General features: G+C 61.8%; 16 protein-coding genes. 14 read left to right on the forward strand and 2 right to left on the reverse strand.

The genetic code is table 11. The annotated features are described in order from the left end of the window. Positions 1–9 precede the first annotated feature (9 nt). From DDZ17_RS00870 to DDZ17_RS00890, 5 genes are all read left to right on the forward strand, one after another. Entirely contained in the window at positions 10–3,213 is a 3,204-nt protein-coding gene (locus DDZ17_RS00870) for a glycosyl hydrolase (RefSeq protein WP_116364071.1), read from the forward strand. Between the two features lie 3 nt (positions 3,214–3,216). Continuing rightward, entirely contained in the window at positions 3,217–3,666 is a 450-nt protein-coding gene (locus tag DDZ17_RS00875) for a MaoC family dehydratase (protein WP_116364072.1), read from the forward strand. A gap of 207 nt (positions 3,667–3,873) precedes the next feature. Then, complete coding sequence (locus DDZ17_RS00880) at positions 3,874–5,388, forward strand: DUF1592 domain-containing protein (RefSeq protein WP_170150125.1); 1,515 nt, start codon at positions 3,874–3,876, stop codon at positions 5,386–5,388. Continuing rightward, a complete protein-coding gene (locus DDZ17_RS00885) occupies positions 5,385–6,725 on the forward strand; it encodes a DUF1552 domain-containing protein (RefSeq protein WP_116364074.1) in 1,341 nt (446 codons plus the stop codon). Before DDZ17_RS00880 ends, DDZ17_RS00885 begins: the two co-directional genes overlap by 4 nt. After that, entirely contained in the window at positions 6,722–7,846 is a 1,125-nt protein-coding gene (locus DDZ17_RS00890; protein ID WP_157976378.1) for a hypothetical protein, read from the forward strand. Before DDZ17_RS00885 ends, DDZ17_RS00890 begins: the two co-directional genes overlap by 4 nt. Before the next feature lie 39 nt (positions 7,847–7,885). On the opposite strand, the gene DDZ17_RS00895 is transcribed toward DDZ17_RS00890, so the two are convergent. Further along, complete coding sequence (locus tag DDZ17_RS00895; RefSeq protein ID WP_157976379.1) at positions 7,886–8,725, reverse strand: SDR family NAD(P)-dependent oxidoreductase; 840 nt, start codon at positions 8,723–8,725, stop codon at positions 7,886–7,888. 1 nt (position 8,726) lies between these two features. Then, positions 8,727–9,806 (reverse strand): hypothetical protein, encoded by a 1,080-nt coding sequence (locus DDZ17_RS00900; RefSeq protein WP_170150126.1) that lies wholly within the window; start codon positions 9,804–9,806, stop codon positions 8,727–8,729. 337 nt (positions 9,807–10,143) lie between these two features. On the opposite strand from DDZ17_RS00900, the gene DDZ17_RS00905 reads away from it, so the two are divergent. The 9 genes from DDZ17_RS00905 (at position 10,144) to rhaI (ending at position 23,329) form a co-directional block, all read left to right on the forward strand. Beyond that, positions 10,144–11,202 carry a hypothetical protein gene (locus DDZ17_RS00905; RefSeq protein WP_116364078.1) on the forward strand — a complete coding sequence of 353 codons (1,059 nt, stop codon included), beginning with the start codon at positions 10,144–10,146 and terminating at the stop codon, positions 11,200–11,202. Positions 11,203–11,252: 50 nt separating this feature from the next. After that, a complete protein-coding gene (locus DDZ17_RS00910) occupies positions 11,253–12,491 on the forward strand; it encodes an MFS transporter (protein ID WP_116364079.1) in 1,239 nt (412 codons plus the stop codon). A 13-nt stretch (positions 12,492–12,504) separates the two neighbouring features. After that, entirely contained in the window at positions 12,505–13,443 is a 939-nt protein-coding gene (locus tag DDZ17_RS00915) for an NAD(P)-dependent oxidoreductase (protein WP_116364080.1), read from the forward strand. After that, positions 13,440–14,024, forward strand: coding sequence for an amino acid synthesis family protein (locus DDZ17_RS00920; RefSeq protein ID WP_116364081.1), 585 nt, complete (start codon positions 13,440–13,442; stop codon positions 14,022–14,024). Before DDZ17_RS00915 ends, DDZ17_RS00920 begins: the two co-directional genes overlap by 4 nt. A 49-nt stretch (positions 14,025–14,073) precedes the next feature. Next, the gene (locus DDZ17_RS00925) at positions 14,074–14,481 is read left to right on the forward strand and encodes a VOC family protein (RefSeq protein ID WP_116364082.1); all 408 of its coding nucleotides are present in this window, start codon (positions 14,074–14,076) and stop codon (positions 14,479–14,481) included. Positions 14,482–14,674: 193 nt separating this feature from the next. After that, the gene (locus tag DDZ17_RS00930) at positions 14,675–16,612 is read left to right on the forward strand and encodes a flavin-containing monooxygenase (protein WP_116364083.1); all 1,938 of its coding nucleotides are present in this window, start codon (positions 14,675–14,677) and stop codon (positions 16,610–16,612) included. 193 nt (positions 16,613–16,805) lie between these two features. Continuing rightward, the gene (locus DDZ17_RS00935) at positions 16,806–19,394 is read left to right on the forward strand and encodes a TonB-dependent receptor (protein ID WP_170150127.1); all 2,589 of its coding nucleotides are present in this window, start codon (positions 16,806–16,808) and stop codon (positions 19,392–19,394) included. Between the two features lie 401 nt (positions 19,395–19,795). Next, on the forward strand, positions 19,796–21,991 hold the full coding sequence (locus DDZ17_RS00940) for a bifunctional rhamnulose-1-phosphate aldolase/short-chain dehydrogenase (protein WP_241505748.1): 2,196 nt from the start codon (positions 19,796–19,798) through the stop codon (positions 21,989–21,991). A gap of 45 nt (positions 21,992–22,036) precedes the next feature. Next, positions 22,037–23,329, forward strand: a complete 1,293-nt coding sequence (gene rhaI, locus DDZ17_RS00945) for an L-rhamnose catabolism isomerase (protein ID WP_116364086.1) — start codon at positions 22,037–22,039, stop codon at positions 23,327–23,329. Positions 23,330–23,337 lie beyond the last annotated feature (8 nt).

The raw sequence follows: 23,337 nt of genomic DNA on the forward strand, positions 1-23,337 counted from the left end.
AGGTAGGAGATGCTAAGAAAACTGAGCTGGATTGTTGGGGGGCTGGCCCTGCTGGCGCTGTTGCTTATCGCCGGGGCCGGCGGCTGGGCCTACCAGCGCCTTAACCAGGCGCTGGTGCCGCCTGCTAACCCGGCAAACGCGCCCAGTATTGCCACCTACTCCAGTGGGCCAGAGCCCGTCGCGACCAACCGGCCAGGCCAGGCGGAATTGGTAGCCCCGGTGGATTGGCAAACCCTGGCAACACCGCCGCAAAGCGCCATGCCCTGGACGCGCTGGTGGTGGCCGGGTGGCGACGTGGACAGTGCTGTTGCCAGCACGCAACTGGATCGCTTGCAGGCAGCCGGTTTTGGCGGCGTGGAAATCCAGCCGTTCCTCAGCGGCATGATCAACGTGGCAGACGACGAAACGGTGATGAGTAGGGTTTACAGCTTCGACACGCCAGCCTATTACACCACGCTGAATGCCACCATTGCCCATGCCGAAACGCTCGGCATGCAGGTGGATCTCACCCACTTCAGCGGCTGGCCGCCGGGCGGGCCTGAAATCCTGCTGGAGGATAGCGTTACCGCGCTGGTTTATGGCAGTGAGCGGGTGAGCGGTGGCGGCAGCGTGTCCATGGCCCTGCCCGAGCCGCAGCCGGGGCCTAGTGAGCGTATCTTCTCGATGCTGGAATTTGCCGGTGCCGACTTCATCAATTTCCCTGCCGACCAGGCAAGGCTGCTCAGCGTTACCGCCGCCAGGGTAGTAGACGGAGGGCACGCCTGGAGCCCGTTCAATGTCGCTGACACCGTCGCGCTGGATGCCGACTCGCTCACCGTGCTGACTGATAAGGTCAGCGATGGCGAACTGAACTGGCAGGCGCCCGAGGGCGACTGGGAGGTGATTGCCAATTACCTGATGCCCAGTGGCGAGGTGCCAATGGGTGCCGCCCAGAAGCCCCAGGGCTTTGTCGTGGACCATCTGCGTACGCCCCAGGTGCTCGGGCACTACGAATACGCCTACGGTGAGCGCACCGGCCTGGCGCAACACTACGGCAAGGGTTTGCGGGGTTTCTTTAACGACAGCCTGGAATTTCGCATTACCCGCATGGGCGTTGTAGACATCCTGCCGGAGTTCGCCAGGCGCCGTGGCTACGACCTGGAACCCTGGCTGCCGGTGATCCATGTGGAAGGCACCGACAATGTCTACTTTCGCGAATTGCTGGGCGTACACGCCGGGCCGGAATTCAGCCTGACCGACGGTGACGAGCGCATCCGCTGGGACTACCAGAAAACCCTGTCCGACCTGATGATCGAGCGCTTTGTGCAAACCTCCGCCAACTGGGCGGAAAACCGCGGCTTGATATCGCGCGGGCAAAGCTACGGCATGGATATCGACCTGCTGCGGGCCATGGGCAGCAACACGATTGTGGAGACCGAGCAGTTATGGGCCGGTGGCGCTAATGTGGGGCTCAAGTTTGCCAGCTCCGCCGCTGCCCTGTACGGCCGGCCACTGGTGAGCGCCGAGTCCTTTGTGTGGATCAACCGCGATTACCAACCCACCGCAAGGCGCCTGAAGGCCGCCGCAGACAAGCTGCTGCTGGCCGGCGTGAACCACATTATCTATCACGGCACGCCCTATCCCTGGCAGGGTAGCGGCAATGACTACGGCGAAGAGGGATGGCAACCATTCTCAGGGCCGCAGAATCCCGCTCATTTCTCGGGGCTGTATTCAGCCGCCAATACCAGCCTGTGGCCGGATATCCCGGCCCTGAACCAATACATCGGCCGCAGCCAGCACCTGTTGCGCCAGGGCGCGCCCTCGCTGGATGTGTTGGTTTACTACCCCTTTCTTGGCTTTCATGGCCCCAACATGGACAGGGAGGGCGAAGAAGTATTGGTGAGTGGCAGCCTGCCGGATGCTGACCCCGCCAACGTCATGCTGGAAGATCCGGCGCTGGCAGAGGGCAAGGCCCAGTTGATGAAACTGATGACGGTGCCAGAGAAAGCCGTTGACCCCAGGGTCGCGTGGATGGAATCCGTCCAGCCGCTGCTCGACGCGCTGGACCGGCACGGCATTACCTGGGGCTGGGTGAACGATCACGCCCTACAAATGGGCAAGGTTGAACACAACCGACTGACCGCCGCAGGAGGGCGCTACGGCAGTGTGTTGGTAGCCAACGTAGAGGTCATGGAACCTGCCACACTGTCTGCCCTGCAAAAACAGCTTGCGGATGGTGTGCCAGTGGTGTTTGCCGGCGATGTGCCAACGCGGCAGCCCTCGTTCCTTGATGCCGAGGCCGGCGACGCCAGTGTGCGCAAGGGTGTTGAGCGGCTTCTGGCAGGTGGTGCTGTTCGCACCGAGTTTGTGCCGCTCGCGCTTGCCAGCATGTTGCAAAAGGCGTCTGTGCCATCGCTTCGCTATCAGTCACCTTCCAGCATTCGCCGTATCCGGCGGCAGCTGGCGGCCGGCGGTGAGGTGCACTTTTTTGCCAACCAAGCAGCGACTGCGGCCACCGCTGAGCTCTCTGCCCCCCCCGAGGGCAGCTGGTGGTTCGATGCCCGCACTGGCGCAATCTGGCCGGTTCAGGATGGGGCCGATCAGTTGCTGCTGGCGCTGGCGCCCTGGGAAAGCCGCTTCCTGGTGGCCGGTGTGGCGATGCCAGACAATGCCCTTAACCACGCCCCGGCGGAAAAGCGGGTGGCCGATGGGCCAGAGGCATTGCCACTGCAAAGCTGGATGTTGCTTGCCAATGGCCAACAGCGACAGCTGGACGCCTTGTTTGACTGGCGCGACAATGAGGGCCTGCGCTTCGCAAGCGGCCCGGTGCATTATCAGCACACAGTGAAAGTGAGCTCGCTGCAAGGCACCACGCGCTTTGTGCTCGACCTGGGCCTGGTCCAGGGCGGGGCGCAAGTCACCGTGAATGGCCAGCGCATCGGCCGAGCCAGCCTGCCGCCATCGCGTATTGATATTACCGATGCGCTTGAGCCGGGTGACAACCTGATTGATATCGCCATCACTGCCCCCCTGCGCAATGCCTTTGTGGGTAAGGGGCTGGCGGAAGACCCCCTGTACTCGCACATGAAAGTCTACCAGGACCAACTGGTGGCCGCCGGCTTGCTCGGGCCGGTTCAGCTTCACCAGATAAAGGAGCCCTCATCAATACCGCAATACGATGATCAAAAGGGGAATCAAGGTGGCGGCGACAAAGCCGCAGCGGATCAGGAGTAGCGCATGTCTCAATCCACCGGCCAAGTAGCGCACGGTTATTACCTTCACGAACTCGCTGTCGGTATGCAGGCCAGCTACAGCAAAGCCATCACCGACGAAGCGGTACAGGCATTTGCAACGGTCTCGGGTGATGACAATCCCCTGCACCTGAACGACGACTTTGCACGCGAGACTCGCTTTGGTCGTCGCCTGGCCCACGGCATGCTCACCACCAGTTTGTGGTCAACCATTGTGGGCACCCAATTACCCGGCCCAGGCTGCGCTTACATGTCGCAGGAGCTGGTGTTTCTCAAACCCGTGTACATCGGCGATACCGTTGTGGCCGGGATGACGGTGACCGCTATCGATACGGAACGGCAGCAGGTTGTGTTGTCGGCGCAGGCCCGGGTTGGCGATGTTCTGGTCGCCCGTGGCGAGGGAAGGGTGTGGGTACCGCGGGCACAGGGCAAATAGCGATAGCGTGCGTTACCTGTAACGCCTTCAGATTGTGTTCAGGATGGCACAATATACTTATCAATAAATAATAGGTAATTTCGAGGTGCTGTAAAGATGGTGATGTGCAGGGTAAAGGCGGCCATGGCCGGCCTGTTATGTGCAGCGGCCGTGTTGGCCCAGGGTGCGCCCGTGTCACCGTCAGTCGAGGCGTCGCATGTCGTTGCCATGAAACGACTGACCCAGGGCCAGTACCGCAACAGCATCGCCGATGTCTTTGGCGGCGATATCGAGATTGTCGGCCGCTTTGCGCCAGATTACCGACATGAGCGCTTGCTGGCTGCAGGCAGCGCCCTGGCCAGCCTGGCCCCCGCCGACTATGAGCAGTACGACCTGATGGCGCGTGAGATCGCCCGCCAGGTGCTCAGCGGCGAGCAGGGCGAGAAAAACCTGGGGTGTGAACCGCGGCTGACGGCAACGGGTACTGCGAATGACTGTATTGGCCATTTCATCGCGCACTACGGCCTGAAACTGTTCCGACGCCCGCTGACCGCTACCGAGCAAAGCCAGCGGGAAGCCGTGGTCAGCGAAGTGGTATCACTCGGGGGCAGTGTCAATGACGGGCTGCAACTGGCCCTGGCCAGCCTGCTGGTGTCGCCGGACTTCCTGTTTCGTATTGAAACAGCACAGCCAGCCAGCAACGGTCAGTGGCAGCTGGACAGCTACTCGCGGGCAGCGCGCCTCAGCTATTTCCTGTGGAACACCACACCCGATGCCACCCTGTTGCAGGCGGCCCATGAAGACGAGCTGATGCAGCCGGCGGGCCTTAGGCGGCAAGTGGAGCGCCTACTGGCGTCGCCCCGGCTGGAGCAGGGCATGCGAGCCCTGTTTACCGACATGCTGGCCTTTGATCGCTTTGGCGAGCTGTCCAAGGATGTGGCCCTGTACCCGGCGTTCACCCCGGCCGTGGCCGATGCCCTGCAGGAGCAGACCCTGCGCACGCTGACCCAGCACCTGCTGGATGCCGGCGGCGACTATCGGGACCTGTTTGTGCTGGACTGGATGCCGATGAACCGCACCCTCGGGCTCGTGTATGCCGTGCCGGTGCCCTGGGCGAGCGGCTGGCAAACCTATCAATTCGACAGCGAAGATGAGCGCCAGGGCCTGTTGTCGCAGGTCAGCTTGCTGTCACTGCACGCCCACGCCGGCAGCAGTTCGCCGACCCTGCGCGGGCGTTTTATTCGCGAAACCTTTCTGTGCCAGCCCATCCCGCCACCGCCAGCGGATGTGGATTTCACACTGGACGAGGCGTTTGCCGTGCTGCCCACCGCCCGTGAGCGCCTGCAACGCCACCGCAAGGAGAGCACCTGTGCCGCCTGTCATCACCTGATGGACCCGATCGGCCTGACGCTGGAGCACTACGACGGCATCGGCATGCTGCGCTTGCGCGAGAACGGCAGTCCCATCAATACCGCCGGCGAGCTGGATAGTGTGGCGTTTGAGGGCGCCAGGGGCCTCGGGGCCGCGCTGCAGAACCACCGGCTTGTGCCGGCCTGCTTTGCCGACACAGTGTATCGCTACGCAGCCAGTGGCACGGAGATTCCGCACGCACGCGACCTGCAGGCGGCGTTGAACGAGGCCTTTGCCGCGGGTGGCTATCAGCTCCCCGCATTGCTGCGAGCCATCGCCAACAGTCAGTCATTCTACGCAGCCGCCCCGGCGACCGAGGAGGATCAGTCATGAGCAAGAAAGGGCTTACACGGCGCACAGTGCTGCGCGGTATGTTGCAGGGTAGCGCCGTCAGCGTGGCACTGCCGCTGCTGGATGGCTTCCTCAACACCAACGGGAATGCATTCGCATCGGAGGCGCCGCTGCCCCAGCGTTTTGGCACCTGGTTCTGGGGCTGCGGTATGACGCCGGAGCGCTGGAACCCCGAGGCAGAAGGTACAGACTTTGCACTACCGCCGGAATTGCAGGCGCTGGCGCGCCACCGGAGGGAGCTGTCGATTTGCAGCGGCTTCAATGTGCACTTGGACAACAAGCCCAATCAGGTGCATAGCAGCGGGGTGGTTGGCACGCTGACGGGGAACGCACCGAGCGTACCGGATGAGTTTGTCAGCCCCAGTCTGGATGTGCTGGTAGCCGATGCCATCGGCAGCCGCAGCCGTTTTCGTTCGCTGGAGGTCGCCGCCAGCGGCGACCCGAGGCACAGTTACAGCCGGCGCAGCAGCAGTGTAATCAACGCCGCCGAAGTGTCGCCAGTGGCGTTTTACCAGCGGATATTCGGCACCGGCTTTCAGGACCCGAACGCCCGCAACTTCCAGCCCGACCCGCAACTGATGATGCGCCGCAGCGTGCTCTCGGCCGTTAAAGAAGACCGCCAGCGCCTGATGCGCCAGCTGGGGGCCGGCGACCGGGTTCGGCTGGACCAGTACTTCACTGCCGTGCGCCAGGCCGAGCAGCAACTGGACATCATGCTGAGCGAGCCAGAGCCGCTGGCCAGCTGCCGCGTGCCAGACGTGCCGGAAGCGAGCGCCACCGACACCGAGATCGACGTGGTGGATCGCAACCATCGCCTGCTGGCCGAGTTGATGGCCCTGGCTGTGGCCTGCGACCAGACCCGCGTGTTCAACGTGGTTTACTCGCCGGGTGCCTCTAACCTGCGGCGTGGGGGCAGCACCGCCAATCACCATCAGCTGACCCATGAAGAATCCGTGGACCCAGCCCTGGGGTACCAGCCACAGGCCACCTGGTTTGTGGAGCGCAGCATGCAGGCCTTCGCCCACTACCTGGACATACTCAAGGCAGTACCGGAAGGGGATGGCACGCTGCTGGATAACTGCCTGGTGCTGGCCCATTCGGAAACCTCCCTGGCGAAAACCCACGATGTCAGCGGTTTGCCACTGATGCTCGCTGGCCGCGCCGGCGGCAAGGTACGTAGCGGGGTGCACGTTATGGGCCGCGGCGATGCAGTAACGCGGGTGGGGCTTACCGTTCAACAGGTGATGGGCCTGCCGGTGGCGCAGTGGGGTACACGCTCCATGCAGACCGACCGCCCGGTAAGCGAGGTGCTGGTATGAAACGGGTAACTTTTACCAGACATGGCCTGGGTGGCGGATTGGCGGCGTTGCTGTGCGCCATCTCGTTAGCGGTGCAGGCACTGCCCGATGGCAGCGAAGTCAGCGATATCGTGCAGCGCGGTTACGTACTGACGGATTTTCGCCTGGTGACCCCCGGCGCTGGCCCCAACGACTGCCCCGATGGCTTCAACCTCGGCTATTCGCAGCGCTTTCTGGCGGCCCTGCCGGAGGCCGAGCGCCAACCCTACCTGGATGACCCCCAACTGCTACAGCAGGCGTTGGCGCCCTGGTACTACGACGACCCGGAACAGGACCCCTGTGCCAACCCCGCCAACTTCCCCGACACCGGCATGCTGACAATAGACGGCCCGCTGGCCATGCAGCGCATGGAGGCCGACGGCAGCATCAGCGAGACAACCGCGCCCCCCAGCGCCTGCCCGGCAGCGAGTGCGGCCAATGAGGCTCGCACCATCGACAACCAGTACTGGCGGGTCATGGGTTGCGTGCGCGGTTACCAGCCCACCGGCCAGGCGGCGGCCTTTGCCAATTCCTTCATTACCGATGGCAGTATGACCGTTTTATTGCAGGTAACGCCGCTGGACGAAGACAGCGGCGCGGTAGAAGTGCTGCTGGCGTCCAGCCAGACCCCGGTTACGCTTGGCACCAATGGTGCACCGCTACCCTGGGCCAGCCTGCCGCTGGCCGCTGATACGCGCTATCACAATCGCGTGCGAGGGCAACTGGATGATGGCGTGCTGGTGACCGAGCGGTTTGACCTGCGCATCATCCGCGCCGCCCAGCGGCTGGACAGCGAACTCTACCTGCGCGATGCGATGCTGCGTTTGGAGATTGACCCGGACACCGGCAACGCCAGTGGCCTCCTGGCTGGTTACTGGGATCTCGATTCCCTGGCGCATTCATCCATTCGCATACAGGACCGCACCGGACTGTCGTCCGGCAAACCGGCGGCGGATACCCACGGCTATACCTGCCCGGGCAAGTACTACGCAGTAAAGCGCCTGGCGGACGGCAATCCGGACCCGGCAACCGGCGAGTGCACCTCTATCTCGGTGCTGCACAGCCTGCAGGCGGTGCCGGCGTTCGTGGTGGCCAATCCCTGACTCTGACTCTGACGCTAACCCTAACCGAGGCCCTGGCCCTCAGTCCCCGTCGATAACCTGGGGCGGGGCCTCGCCACCAAGGAAGTTATTGATCGCGTGCTCCGCCATGTAGCGAATCAGGTCTTTTTTGGGTATCTGCAGCATATTGTCGGCATTGGCCCGGTGGTTTTTGCCGGCAATCAACAGGGGCTGCTGCCCCAGCGCCGCCATGGCCTCGTCCACCAGTTCGGTGGTGGTCTGGAACTGAGAGCGATCCTCAATGTGCTCAAAGCCCGCCGCCGCGGTTGATAAGGTCATGCCGGCGGCAACTGCCAGTACGTCCACATTGTAGGGGGCAAACTCGCCCCACAAGGCCTCGCCCAGGGCGATGTCGTAGGCCTTGGTGGCGGAGTAGTGGGCGTAGTAGGGCGAGCCAGTCAGGCCGGCACCGGATGACATCAGCACAATGCCGCCACGCCGGCGCGCCAGCATGGCCTTGCCGAAATGATAGATGAGCTTGAGTGGCCCGGTGACATTAACGGCAATTTTCTTCAGCTCGAAGTCCAGCCCGGAATCTGCTTTGTAGAACGGCCCGACATCCGCCAGGCCCGCGTTGTACACCAGCAGCCCGACTTCCCGCTTGCCGACTGCCGCGCGGATCACCTCCAGCATATCGTCGCCGGCGAGGTCGACCTCAACCGGCAGGCACTGCACGCCAAATTCCTCGCGCACGCTGGCGCTGATGGCGGCGAGGGCGTCGGCGGAAATATCCAGCACCATCACATTGACACCGCGCGCGGCAATATAACGAGTATAGGCTTCGCCGATACCCTGGGCGCCCCCGGCAATCACTGCCCAGGGGCCGTAGCTGGCCTCAAAACCCGCGTTATCTGTGCTCATATCAGGCCGCGTCCGTGTACATAGGGGTAACAGGCGCATCCTCGGGGTAGCTGCTGGGGCCGCCCATGTCGTAGGCGGCGTTGAGCTGGGCGATAAAGGTGGCGTCGTGCAGCGGGTCGGTGGGCGTCTCGATGCTGATACCCTGTGCGCGCACATCGTCGATCATCATCTCGATGGCCTTTTCGTGGGTCAGGTCGTCACTGCCGTCCATGTTCTTCTTCAACTCATCGAAGTCCTCGAACACCTCGGCGGACCAGTGCACCAGAAAGCGCAGCTCATCAGTGCTGTGACGGGCGATCACATTGTCGCCGGTTTTCAGCAGCCATTGGTTGGTGTCATTCGGATCACCCGAGAACAGGGTGTCGAAGGCCAGCCCCTTCGGCCGCTGTTGCTCCAGCGGGCCGTTGGCCTCGCCGCGGTGGAACATCATTTCGTTCTGCACCAGCACACCGCGGTTGTAGATGGGTGGCATAAGGCGCTCTGGTGCTTCCAGCGGGCCGTTTGGCCAGTAGGTAAAGCCGCTCTGTGGGCAGTGGGAGAACCAGGTAATCACCTGGGCCATCTTGATCAGGTAATCCTGGAACAGGCCAGACTTGCCCATCACCGCACACAGCCAGGTGGGGGTATTTTCGTAGCGCACACCGCGAAAGCTGGGGCTGTCCAGGTGGCCCGGGTCCAGGTTGCCCGCGGGGCCGTTCACGTTGAACAGCATCATCTGGGGCTTCGCGTACTTGGCGCCCCAGTAGTCCTTGGCCATATTCAGGAAGGTTTCGTTGTAAAAGCAGTCATGAATTTCGGGGTAAAGCGGGGCCGAGTAATTGGCCAGAAAGCCGCGGAAGGTCGGCGTGATGAACATATCGAGCGACAGGCCACCGCCGTCCGGTGCGCCGCCCGACAGGGTTGCGATCAGCTCTTCGGCAGAGGCAAAGTGCTGGGCGAGAATCAGCGGCCAGGGGCCGTTGTCGCGCATTACGCCAAGCAGGCGCTGCAACTGATCTTCACTGTAAACATTGCTCACCTCGCGCGGCGGCGCCGCCGGGCGCAGGATGCGGGAAAGTTCTTCGCGGCGTTGTTGGGTCATGGCCATGGGATAACCTCTTGAATGACTGCAGTAGTCCTGCCGACTTGCGCGCAGGTGCCAGGTAAAGTTCAATATCTTATCGATAAAATAAACAGGTGCGCAACAGCGCGGGCCCATATTCCTGAGGCTTCTTTCAATGCCTGTTTTTGAGGCGGGTATATATTGGCTAACCCGTCGGGCGCATATCGCTGCAGCGCCCCCTCGGGCTTGACGCGCCGATCGGCCCAAACCTATGCTTAGTATTAAAGTATCAATAAAATAAATAGTGCGGCGGTGATTGGGTGGGCGCTCAGGCCTGTTCCCTCAATCTGCAATCACCGCCAAAGGAGGAGTCATCATGGATATCGAACGCGCCAAGGTCTTTCGCCCGGTGGCAGAGCCCAGAATCATTGAGGGGGTTTACAGCGAAGACCAGCACCAACGGCTTTTGGACGTGGTGCGCCGCAATGGCCCGTGGACGCTTATTATTTCCCAGCATTTCAAATCCGCCGAGGAATTGATCGCCACCACCTCCGGCTCTCTTCCGGAGGGGGTTGAGCCCAGCCTGGATATGTTCCTGAGTCCAGTGTTCCGGGGCTACTTTTCTCACGGGGGTGTGTGCAGCCAGCCTGAAATCGAGGACTGCTTCTATAACCCCGCGTTTCTGAAGCTGGTGCGCGACTACTGGGGGGCGAAGTACGCCGAGCCGGACAGCATGCTGTTCAATATCCAGGGGCCCAGCCAGGACAGCGGCAACCCGCATGTGGATGGCACACGGTTTCGCGGCCTGACCATCGAGAACACGCCAATCTGGCTGATGAACACCATGGTCAAGTCCGGCCTGTTCAAGCGCTGGCAGGCTCGCAAGGCCCAGGTGATCGCCTGGTACTATCGGGGCAAGATCGGCGGCGGCTTTAGCTACTGGCCGGATGGCCCACACCTGCAGCCAAAACAGATACAGGCGCCCATGTGGGGGCGTGCCGTGGTGGTAGAGAACGAGATGATGTTCCACACCGCCCAGAGCTGTGGCCCCAAGGCCATGAGAAAGCCTGAGGGCCTGGCCTTTGACTCGGTGATGGAGGCAGACCCCAGTGTCGAGGGCGGCTGGCGCATTCGCACCGGCGACAGAGTCATCCAGCAGATACCCGAGGCGGAGTTCCGTTTTCTGGTGCACTGGGGCGCCAATGTCTACATGGATCTGGACGAGTTGAAACGCACCGTTGATCACACCGACGACATTACCCACGACCAGGTCTTCGATATTTTTATTCAGGACTTGAAGGCGCGGGGAGAGCACTTCGACATGCCCTCGGACCCGTTGACCGACAAGGCGTTTATCGGCCTGCTCACCCGTGTCTACCATGTGGGTACGCCGCTGTACTTCCCGCCGGAGCCAGAGGACGGCATCGCAGCCTAACACAAGTCCGCCTGCTTTTGCCGCTGGCGCTACGCCAGGGAGGCTGTAACGTGCCCAACAACAGCGCATGGCCCTGGATACAGGTTGCCGTAGCCTTTCTCATGCACGCGACCGGCGCTGGCGTCCTGTCCTATTCCTACAGCGTGATTGCCATACCCCTGGCGGAGGCCTACGCACCGAGTCGCATGGTGCTGATGCTGGGCCTGACGTGCATGACGCTGGGTGCCGGGGTGATTTCGCCCGCTGCAGGTATTGCGGTTGATCGCTATTCACTGCGTAACATCCTGATTGCGGCCCTGTTGATAACGGCGGTGGGGTTTGTGGGTCTTTCGTTGACCCGTGCCATGTGGCAGGTACCGCTGATCTACGGCCTGTGCCTGAGTGCCGGCTATACCCTGCTGGGGCCACTGTGCGCATCCACCCTGTTGGCGCGGTGGTTTACCACCAACCGCGGCATCGCCCTGGGCATTGCCGCGGCGGGCACCTCCTTCGGCGGGTTCTTCTATCCCCCGTTCATTCAGTGGCTGGCCGACACGGTGGGCTGGCGTGACGGGCTGAGGGTGATCGCTGTGTGCATTGCCTCCATGGCCGTCCCGGTGTGGTTGTTGATAGTGGATCGGCCGCAGCAGAAGGGCTATGTGCCGCCCGAAGAAAAGGGCGGCGGCGCCCAGCACACCCAGGGGCATTTCAGCTCCACCCACGCCATCATTCGCCACCGCAGCTTTTGGCTCATCGCCCTGGTGGTCAGCGTCATGTTCGCCTGCTTCACTGCCACCATGGGCAATCTCATGCCCTTTGTGATTGAGACCGGCGCCAGCCGGGATCAGGGCACGCGGATTATCGCCAACATCGCCCTGGCGGCCATTCCTGGCACGCTGCTGTTCGGCTGGCTGGCCGACCGCTGCGATGTGCGGCTTGTCCTTGGCGGCATCATCGGGCTGATTGCCACCGGCATTGGCTGCTTCTGGGGTGTGCCGGATACCTGGCGATTGACACTGGGCAGCCTGGTCCTTGGCCTTGGCGGGGGCGGTATGTTGCCGGTGTGGAGCGCCCTGCTGGCCGGCACCTATGGCGCGCTCAATTACGGCAGGGTTATGGGGCTGATGAGCCCCATCCTGTTGCCCCTGAACCTGATAATGCCGCCCTTTACCGGCTGGATTCGCGATGTTTCCGGCAGTTATCACTGGGCCTTTGTGCTGTTTGCGGGGCTGCTGATGCTTTCTTTGGTGCTGATACCGCTCATCCGCAACGCAGCGCCCAACCAGGCAGGCCAGCATGCCCTGGCCTGAATCGGAGCGTTTAATGACAGAATCTTCCCACCTGCGCACTGGCCGTCTGGTTGGTTTTATTGGCCTTGGCAAAATGGGTGAACCCATGGCCTGTCAGTTGGCCCGGGGGACGGTGGCAGGCGTCAAAGTGTTTGACGCGGACCATGCGCACGCCGCGCAACTTGCCAAAAACAGTGGCAAGACCATGCAAGCCGTTACCTCCCTCGACGCGCTGGCCGACTGTGACCTGGTAATAACCATGCTGCCCAACAGCCAGGTAACCTCGGCGGTGATAGCCGGTGAAGGCACCTCGCTTTGCCAGGTACTTCGGCCAGGGGCAACGATTGTCGATATGGGGTCTTCAGACCCCAGTGAAACCCGACGCTTGCATGCCGTGCTGAACGAGAAGGGGATGTCATTGCTGGATGCTCCCGTGTCCGGTTCGGTCGCCAAGGCGGAGACGGGGCAACTGTCGATCATGGTGGGTGGCGACAGTGAGACGCTCAAGCGGGCGCGGCCGGTGCTGGCCTGTATGGGCAGCGTCATCATTCCCACTGGCAGGGTTGGTTCGGCCCATGCGATGAAAGCCCTGAACAATTACGTTTACGCGGCTGGCCTGCTGGCCAGTTGCGAGGCCCTGCTGATGGCCCAGCAGATGGACCTTGATCTCGAAGTGTTTGTCGACATTCTGAATGCAGCCAGTGGCAGGAATGTGGCCACGGAAACCAAGCTGTGCCAATTCATCCTGTCTGGCAGCTTTTCCGGCGGTTACGCCCTGGCGCTGCAGCATAAAGATCTGGGTGTGGCCAGCCAGCTGGCTGAGCGGGCGGGTTTGGCCCTGCCGCAATTGGCCATGGTTGAGTCCCTGTGGGCCAACGCCGCCCAGAGCCTGCCACCGCAGGCAGACAACACCGAGATATTCAATTTTCTCAAACAACACCAGCAGCATTCAGAAGGGGAGGACACCGCGTGAGCAATCTGGTTGCCATTCGCAAGCGAGCACTCAGCACAGAAACCATCTTTCACGAAGGTGGCCCCGTCACCGACACACCGCTGACGATGGCGGCGGCAACGGCGGTGATTCGCAACCCTTTTGCCGGCCGCTATGAAGCAGACCTGATGCCCTTCATGTCGGAACTGCGCGCACTTGGCCGCGAACTGGCAGAAGAACTGGTGGTTACGCTTGGTGGCAGGGAGCGCGTGGAGGTGTACAGCAAGGCGGCCATCGTCGGCATCAACGGTGAAATGGAGCACGGTGCCGTGTGGCACGAAGCGGGGGGCTGGGCCATGCGCGAGGTGCTTGGCCAGCCCAAGGCCATGGTGCCGGCCAACAAAGCGGTGGCGTGCGCGGGCTATCGCATGATGGTGCCTGTTCACTATATCCACGCAGCCTTTGTGCGCAGCCACTTCAATTCCATGGAGGTTGGCCTGCAGGACGCTCCACGGCCGGATGAAATCCTTTTCTCGCTGGTCATGGGCACCGGGGGCAGGGTGCATTCGCGCCTTGGCGGTTTACTCAAGGACGAGGTGGAGGGGCTGGACGGCCTGCGCTGAGTACCCAATCCACCATTGAATACATAACTCGAACAGCAAGGAAACCACAATGGCAGATAAACCCCGATCCTTCTTTACCAAGCTTATTGTCGGTGATGAAGAGCGCATGGCGGCCTATTACATGGCGGTGTACGGCCTGCAGGAAGTGGCGCGCGTTGCCGGAGACAGCGGCGGGCTGGGCGAACCCTTTCGGGAGGTTATCCTCGGCACCAGCGCCAGCATGCAGGGCGAGACGCTGGTGATGTTCAATTTCCTCGATCGCCCCAAGCCACGCGACCAGCAGGTCATCCTCGGCTTTGTGTGTGACGACCTGGAAGTCGTGCGCCAGCGCATTCTCGACAACGGCGGCAGCACCGTGGGCGATATCAAGGACATGCCAGAACACGGCGTGCGGGTGCTGTTTGCCACAGACCCGGAAGGCGCGCTCAGCGAAAACGTACAGTTGCTGGGGTCCTGATGGGGGGCTGCACCGAGCGTAGCGTATTTCCGATTGCAGTGTGCCGGGGGGCATTGCGGTCGCCCTGAGCCCTGGCCGGCCCCTCGCGTGCGCACCTTCCCTGCTTACTCTCAGGTGGTTCAAATTTTGAGGGTGACTAAAATAAATATTATAGGTAAGTTAAACATAATCAAATAAATAGAAAGCAACCCAAATGAATCAGATACCAACGATCCGCAGTACCGCCAACACGCCCGAAGGTGTGCTGCCCATCCGCGACCACGCCGGCCTGCGGGAAATGCTGACAGCGGGCGATATACCCACCCTGTTGATGGTCTACGTTCACTTGGGTGGGGATGAGTCGCTGTTGCAGCGCTACTCACCCCACATCAAATCCATGATGCAGGGTGGGGCAGCCGTGCCAGAGGCGCTGGCCGAGGACCTGCGCGAACGCCTGTTCACGCTGCTGACCAGGGAGCCCCCGCTGGCGGCCAGAGAGCCAGACACCAAAGCGATGCAGCGCATGATGAGTGTTGCCGTTGGCGAGCCCGTTGATGATGAGTTTGTGCCCCTGGTCCTGGAGCAATCCGGCTTTACGCATATCCCCGGAAAGGATGCCGTTCCCTACCAGAAGCCGCCGGCCGACTTTCGTGTGCTGATAATTGGCGCTGGCCTTACCGGCATCAATGCCGGTGTCCGCTTTGCGGAGGCGGGGTATGAATACGACATCATCGAGCGTAACCCCGAGGTGGGGGGCACCTGGTTCCACACCCGCTACCCGGGCTTGGCGGTGGATACACCAAGTCACTACTACTCCTTCTCCTTTGAACTGAACGGCGACTGGACGCACTGGTTCTCGCGCGGGCCGGACAACCAAAAATACCTGGTGCACTGCGCGCACAAATACGGTGTGCGGGACCGGGTTATCTTCAACACCGAGGTGGTCTCCTGCACCTGGAACGAGGCAAGCGAGGTGTGGGAGGTGCGCACGCGCGCCCGCGAGGATGGCCGTGAGGAGCTGAGGCACTACCACGCCATCATGACCGCCGCTGGCTTCAGCACCCGCCCCAAGCCCTACAACATCGCCGGCCACGAGAGCTTCCGCGGCACCAAGATGCACACCGCCCGCTGGGACGACAGTGTGGATCTGGCCGGCAAGCGCGTAGCGGTGATAGGCACCGGCGCCAGCTCCATGCAGGTGTCGCCGGAGATGGCGAAGATCGCCAGCCAGCTCACGGTGTTCCAGCGCTCCAAGCACTGGGTGATGCCGGTGGCCAACCTGAACGACGAGATTCCCGAGGCCCAGGCGCGCGCCATGCGCGAAATACCGCACTACGCCCAGTGGTGGCGCCTGCAAACCTACTGGAATGCCTCCGACAACTGGTACAACAACGTGCTGATTGACCCGCACTGGCACCTGCCTGATGTCTCCGTCAACGCCACCAACGAACAGATTCGCCAGTACTTGCTGGGCTACATTGACGAGCAGCTGGCCGACCGTCCGGACCTGAAAGACAAGGTCACACCGGACTATCCCCCAGGCGCCAAGCGCTTCTGCATGGATAACGGCTGGTTCGACATGCTCAAGCGGGACAATGTCGCCCTGGAGACCGACGGTATCGAGCAGATTGTCGAGGACGGCATTATTACCCGCGACGGGCGGCTCATCGAAGTCGACGTGATTATCTTCGCTACCGGGTACATGCACGCCAAGATGCTGTCCACCGTTGAGATTGTTGGCCGCGATGGCGTGAGCATCCGCGATGTCTGGGGAGAGGAAGACCCACGCGCTTACCTGGGCTTGCTGGTGCCGGGCTTTCCCAACCTGTTTGTTGGCTCAGGGCCGAACAGCGCCCCCAATCACGGTGGCGGCGTCAATATTCTGGCGGAAAGCCAGATTCACTACATTCTTGCCAGCCTGGATTTGCTTCACCAGCGCGGCGGCACGGCGCTGGAAATCAGCGAAACGGCCCACGACAACTACAACCAACAGCTGGATGCCAAGCTGGAGCAGATGATCTGGGGACATCCCCGCGTAAACAGCTACTACCAGAACAGCAAGGGGCGCTTGTACCTGTCTAGCCCCTGGCGTCTGGTGGACTACTGGAATATGACGCGCTCACCAGAGCCGGCGCATTTCACGCTCCGCTGATCCGGCATGCGTTGCAGTTTTTTCAACATCCATTCGCCATCCACTCAATTGGCACCCTGCGTTTAGAGGACACATAATGACAACGATCGCCTTTGCCTTAACATCCCCCCAACCCCGAGCGGCTATCACTCCCAGGCGTTTGCCACTTGCCATACAGTCCCTGGCGGCAAGCTTCGCACTGGCGGCACCCCTTGTGGGCACGCCTGCCCAGGCGCAGGAAGTCGGGCGCCTGGAAGAGGTGATTGTCACCGCCCAGCGGCGCCAGGAAAGCATCCAGGATGTGCCCATTGCCATTAGTGCGCTGGACAGCGATGCGCTGCGCAAGCAGAACATCAAAAATCCCTACGACCTGCTGGGCAAAGTGCCGTCGTTGAACGTGTCCAGCTCCGGTAACCCGCGCAACGCCGAGGTGGTGACCATTCGCGGGCAGGGGGCAACCTATCTGGCGCCGGTGGGCGTGGTAAATTATTTCGCCGAGGTGCCGCTGATTCAGTCTGGCATTATCGCCAACCAGGGCGGCCCCGGCACCTGGTTTGACCTCAGCTCACTGCAGGTGCTGCGTGGCCCGCAGGGTACACTGTTTGGCCGCAACACCACCGGGGGCGCTTTGCTGCTGGAGCCAAAGCAGCCGAATGAAGTGCTGCATGGCTACCTTCAGGCCCAGGCCGGCAATTATCAGGATCGCGAATACGAAGGGGCCATCAACATCCCAGTCATCGACGACACCCTGATGGTTCGCGCCGCCGTGCAGCGAGTGAAGCGCGACGGGTTCACTGAAGACGTTGGCCCCAACCCCTTTGGCTACAACGATGTGTGCCTGCCCACCGCCCAGCCCCTGTGCGCGGCCTTTGCGCCGGGCGAGCGCGGCCCCGGCTTTGCCGGCAAGGACTACGACAACAAGGACTATTGGCATGCCCGGGTCGGCGTGCTGTGGCGCCCCACTGATCGCATTGAGAACTATCTGGTGATGCTGCGCTCGGTTTCTGAAGACAACGGGACGGGGTTTGTTTTCAGCGGTGCCGGAGACGGCCCGAATGTTGCCAACCTGTCCGGCAATATGGCCTACGGTGCTGGCAATGTACTGGCGGGCAACGTGTTTGACCCTACCATTACCCAGGGCATTTTGGCGGTGCAAAAGCAACTGGGCGAGCGCAAGACGGCGATGAATACCGACCAGTTCACGCGTATCGAACACGAGGCCTACATTAACAAACTGTCCTTCGAACTGAGCGACAACCTGCAGGTTCGCAACATCATCAGCTACCAGGAAATGGACCTGGACTACGACTGGGATCTGGATGGCACATTGCTGCCAATGCTGGCCCAGATCAACTCCTACATTCTGGAGAACGACAACAGCAATCCCTATGGCGCGGCGGGCGAGGAGGGCTCCATCTCCAACAGCAGCCAGACCACCTTCGAGCTGCAACTGCAGGGCACGGCGCTGAATGACGATCTGGACTATGTCCTTGGCACCTACTACGCCAAGGTGGAGCCGGAAGGTCTACAAGGCACCGGCTCTTTCAACGCCGCCAGCCTGAATACCGGGACGTTCTACGAACAGGAAATTACCGCACTGGCCTTTTACTCCCAGGGCACACTGAACATGGGCGCCTTTAGCGACAGCCTGGATGACTTCCGCCTGACGATTGGCGTGCGCCATACCGACGATGAAACCGACGCCTCGAGATTCACCAGTAATTTCTATTCCGACCGTGTCTACAGCTCGCCCACCGAATACGAGCTGGCCCTGCGCGAAGCGCGCCAGCAGAGCAAGGAGTGGACCTGGACCATCGGACTTGATTACCAGCTGAGTGATTCTGCGCTGTTCTATGGCAAGGTGACCCGTGGCTACAAAGCGGGCGGCTTCAACTACGCTGCCCCGCGGCAACTGACCTACGAACCGGAACTGGTCACCAGCTACGAGCTGGGCATGAAAACCGATTTCGCCCTGGGCACAGTGCCGGCGCGCTTGAACCTGAACCTCTACAGCATGGATTACGACGACATCCAGCGTGCCTCGGCGGATAACTTCCCCATTGGTAACTTCCTGCCGGACGCCAATGACTTTAACGGCAACAGCAGCACGGAAGACTTTGTGTGCACCGGCCCCAACGGTGAGGATTTTTCTGCTAACGCAACCTGCCTGGACCAGGGGGCCGTGACCTTCAACGCCGATTCAGCCCGTATCCAGGGTGTCGAACTGGAGGCGAGTATCGCTCCTTTCGAGAATGTCGAAATCGCCTTCAATTATTCGTATACCGATGCCGAGTACCGCGATTACGACCTGACCATCTACGCGGATCCACTGCGTGGCGGCTCCACCATGTTCCCTTGCGATGGCCCGCTGACGGTGCCCTCGGTGGGGCAGGCCGATGTGGTGGCGGATTATTCCTGCATACCGTTCCAGAATACGCCGGAACATATCGCGTCGCTCAACTTCAACTATTTCCTGCCACTGGGTGAGAACCTGGGAGACCTTGAGTTCTTCGCCAGCGTCAACTACCAGGGCGAAACCTACTCATCGGCAACTACCTCGCCCCTGGATGACCCGGGCGCCTGGATTGACGACTACACCACCGTGAACCTGTCAATGGAATGGAACCGCCTGTTCGGCAGCAATCTCGACGCCAGGGCTTTTGTCACCAACGCCACCGATGAAACCTACGCCATCAACGAGTACGTGGGCTTGCGCCAGTCGTCGGGCTTTACCAACACGGTGTACGGCGAGCCTCGCATGTACGGCATTTCACTGCGCTATCGTTTTGGGGATGAACAGTGAGTAGTGATTTGGAAGATTGGAAACCCGGGGCTGCTGGGCAGCCCCAGTGACCCGATTGCCACCCTTGTGGCGTAGGGGTGCTCTACCGGCGTTGTGGTGGCAGTTCTATTTGCCACCTCTGCGCCAGCCCTGAGCATCCCCTGTTGTTTATCTTTCTTGTTTCTTCCTCTTTCCTCATTCCTCTTTGGCCCATCAGCGCCTGCGTTAACTTTGGCTTCACGCCGGTGACCTTGGGCTGGCTTCCTGTTTTCTAATAAATTATTCATAAAAAAATATCGCACAGAGGGTGGCTGCTCACCTGCTCGTGAGTGATAATGACTGAACATGATCGGCCGTGAGCCACAGAGCGCTTGCGAACAGACTGCGGCCGGTCGGCAATGCCATCATCAGGAGGCCGTTCAGTGACCCAAGGTGCCACACCCGCAGACCCCATTGTCGATAACCGCTGGAACATCGAAGACGCGCGGGACTTGTCGCCCCTGCAGGCACTGGTCTACCGCTCCAACATCCTTGGCAGCGACCAGCGCATCACCAACACCGGCGGCGGCAATACCTCGGCCAAACTCACCGAGACGGATCCGTTGACCGGCGAGCCGGTTGAGGTGCTGTGGGTGAAGGGCAGCGGAGGGGACTTGCGCACCGCCGGCCCCAGTAACTTTGCCTCCCTTTATCAGGACAAATTGCTGCAACTGGAAGCCCTGTACCGGGCCGCGCCCGCAAGCGGCGCCAAAACCGCCATTGAAGACGAGATGGTGGGCCTTTATGCCCACACCACCTTCAACCTCAATGCCCGCGCGCCGTCCATCGACACGCCGCTGCATGCCTATATTCCGCACAAGCATGTGGACCACATGCACCCCAATGCGGTGATTGCGGTGGCGGCCTGCGCCGACGCGGAGCGCCTGACGCAGCAGATTTGGGGGGGCGAACTGGTGTACACGCCCTGGCAGCGCCCGGGCTTTGACCTTGGCCTTAAGCTGCGTGACCTTTGCCGCGCGCACCCCGAGGCCAGCGGGGTTATTCTTGGTGGGCACGGGGTGATCAACTGGGCCGACACCAGCAAGGCCTGCTACGAGCAAAGCCTCGACATCATCGCAAAGGCCGCGCGCTACATCGCACAGCACGACAGGGGCGAGCGCACCTTTGGCGGGCATAAGTATGCGGCGCTTAGCGAGAGCGAGCGCAACGCCGTGCTGGCGGAAGTATTGCCCTTCCTGCGCGGCCTGGTATCGGCTGACGCCAAGATGATAGGCACTGTGCAATACGACGATGCCATTTTGCGCTTTGTGAACTCACACGATGCGCCCCGGCTGGCGGAGCTGGGCACCTCCTGCCCCGACCACTTCCTGCGCACCAAAATCAAGCCACTGTTTGTGGACTGGAATCCCCAGTCTGACGACATGGCCGGCCTCAAACGCATGCTGGAAGAGGGCATCGCGGCCTACCGCGAGGACTACCGCGCCTATTACGAGCGCTGCCACCACGACAATTCGCCGGCCCTGCGCCCGGCCAGCCCCACCGTGTGCCTGATCCCCGGTGTGGGCATGATCGCCTGGGGCAAGAACAAGAGCGAATCGCGGGTGACCGCCGAGTTTTATAACTGTGCGGTGGAGGTGATGCGCGGTGCCGAGGCGATCAGCGAGTACGTGGCGCTGCCCCAGCAGGAAGCCTTCGACATCGAGTACTGGTTGCTGGAAGAGGCCAAGCTGCAGCGCATGCCCCCCGAACAGCCGCTGGCGCGGGACGTGGTGGTAGTGGTGGGTGCCGGCGACGGCATTGGCCGCGCCACGGCTCTGCGCGTCGCGCGGGAGGGCGCCCATGTGGTGTGTGCCGACTTGAATGCGGAACGCGCCCGGCAAACCGCCGAGGCGATCATGGCCGAACGGGGGCAGGGCATCGGCGTGGCCGGCAGCGGCCTGTCGTCCTGCGGGCCGGCACTGGCGCTGGCGGTAGACATCACCTGCCGAAACAGCGTGCAAGACCTGTTTCGCAACACCTGTCTGGCTTACGGCGGCATCGACAAAGTGATTGTTACCGCCGGTGTGTTCATGGCGCCGGGGCAGGGCGGCATGAGCGACGAGGACATGTTTGACCTGAGTTATGCGGTGAATGTGAAGGGCGCCTGGATTGTGGCCACCTCGGCGGCGCGCGTGTGGCAGGCCCAGCAGTTGCGTGGCGCCCTGGTGCTCACTACCAGTGTGAACGCGGCGGTGCCCAAGCGCGGCTCTCTGGCCTACGACACCAGCAAGGCGGCGGCCAACCACCTGGTGCGCGAGCTGGCGATGGAGCTGGCGCCGCTGGTGAACGTGAACGGCCTGGCGCCGGCCACGGTGGTGAAAGGCAGCACCATGTTCCCCCGCGACCGGGTGCTGGCATCGCTCAACAAATACAGCGTGCCCTACGGCGACTGCGACGATGACGACACCCTGCGCGACAAACTGGCGGGCTTTTATGCCCAGCGCACCCTGACCCAGCAACCCATCACGCCCGAGGACCAGGCGGAGGCCGCCTACCTGCTGGTGTCCGGCCAGCTGTCGAAAACCACCGGGCAGATCATCAGCGTGGACGGTGGCCTGCACGAGGCCTTTTTGCGCTGATGCCCACTCACTACGGCTAGACAGACACGATAAGAGAACAGAACGATGACCCCACTGATAGACGCCGGCCTGGTGAACGAGGCCAACCAACACAGTGCCGCCCATCTGCAGGCGGATTACGACCACCTCGGTTCGGTGCTTGCTCGCCGGGGCATTGAGATTGACGTGCTCACCGAGCAGGCCCGGCGCTTCGCCGTAGCGGTGCCCAGCTGGGGCACGGGCACCGGCGGCACGCGCTTTGCCCGCTTTCCCAGCCAGGGGGAGCCGCGCAATGTGTTCGAGAAACTTCAGGACTGCGCGGTCATCCAGCAGCTGGTGCGCTGTACACCGAGGGTGTCTCCTCACTTTCCCTGGGACCGGGTGGATGACTTCAAAGCACTGCGCCAGCACGCCGATGAACTGGGGCTCGGCTTTGACGCGGTGAACTCCAACACCTTCCAGGACCAGCCGGGCCAGCCGCTGTCCTACAAATACGGTAGCCTGAGCCACACCGACCCGGCAGTGCGGGCCCAGGCGGTGGCGCACAACCTGCAATGCATGGAATGGGGCCAGGTGCTCGGCGCCAGTGCGCTCACCGTGTGGGTGGGCGATGGCAGCAACTTCCCCGGGCAATCCCACTTCCAGCGCCAGTTGGAGCGCTACCTGGAAAGCACCCGCGCCATCTACGAGGCGCTGCCAGATGACTGGGCCATGTTCCTGGAACACAAAATGTTCGAGCCGGCCTTTTATTCCACCGTTATCCAGGACTGGGGCAGCAGCGTGCTGTGCGCCATGGAACTCGGCGACAAGGCGCGCTGCCTGGTGGATCTTGGCCACCATGCGCCGAATGTGAATATCGAGATGATCGTGTCGCGGCTGATCCAGTTCCACAAGCTAGCGGGCTTTCATTTCAACGACAGCAAATACGGCGACGACGACCTGGACAGCGGCTCCCTGCACCCGTACCAGCAGTTCCTGATTTTCAACGAACTGGTGGATGCCGAGCAGCGTGGCCAGGCGGGCTTCGACCCGGCCTACATGCTGGACCAGTCCCACAACGTTACTGACCCCATCGAAAGCCTGATGACCTCGGCCCAGGAGGTGCAGCGCTCTTACGTGAAGGCTCTGCTGGTGGATAGGGAGGCGCTTTACGCCTACCAGGACAGCAACGACGCCATGATGGCCACCAACACCCTGAAGGCGGCATTCAATACCGATGTAGACCCAATCCTGGCCCGCGCCCGCGTGCTGGAGGGGGGCGCCGCCGACCCAGTGGCGGTGTATCGCGCCAGCGGCTACCGCCAGCAGGTGGGCAAACTGCGCCCCAGCAGCGGACAGTCCGGCTCCGGCATCGTGTAAGGCCGGCA

This window comes from Parahaliea mediterranea (assembly GCF_003402235.1).
In the GTDB taxonomy this organism is placed as follows: Bacteria; Pseudomonadota; Gammaproteobacteria; order Pseudomonadales; family Halieaceae; genus Parahaliea; species Parahaliea mediterranea.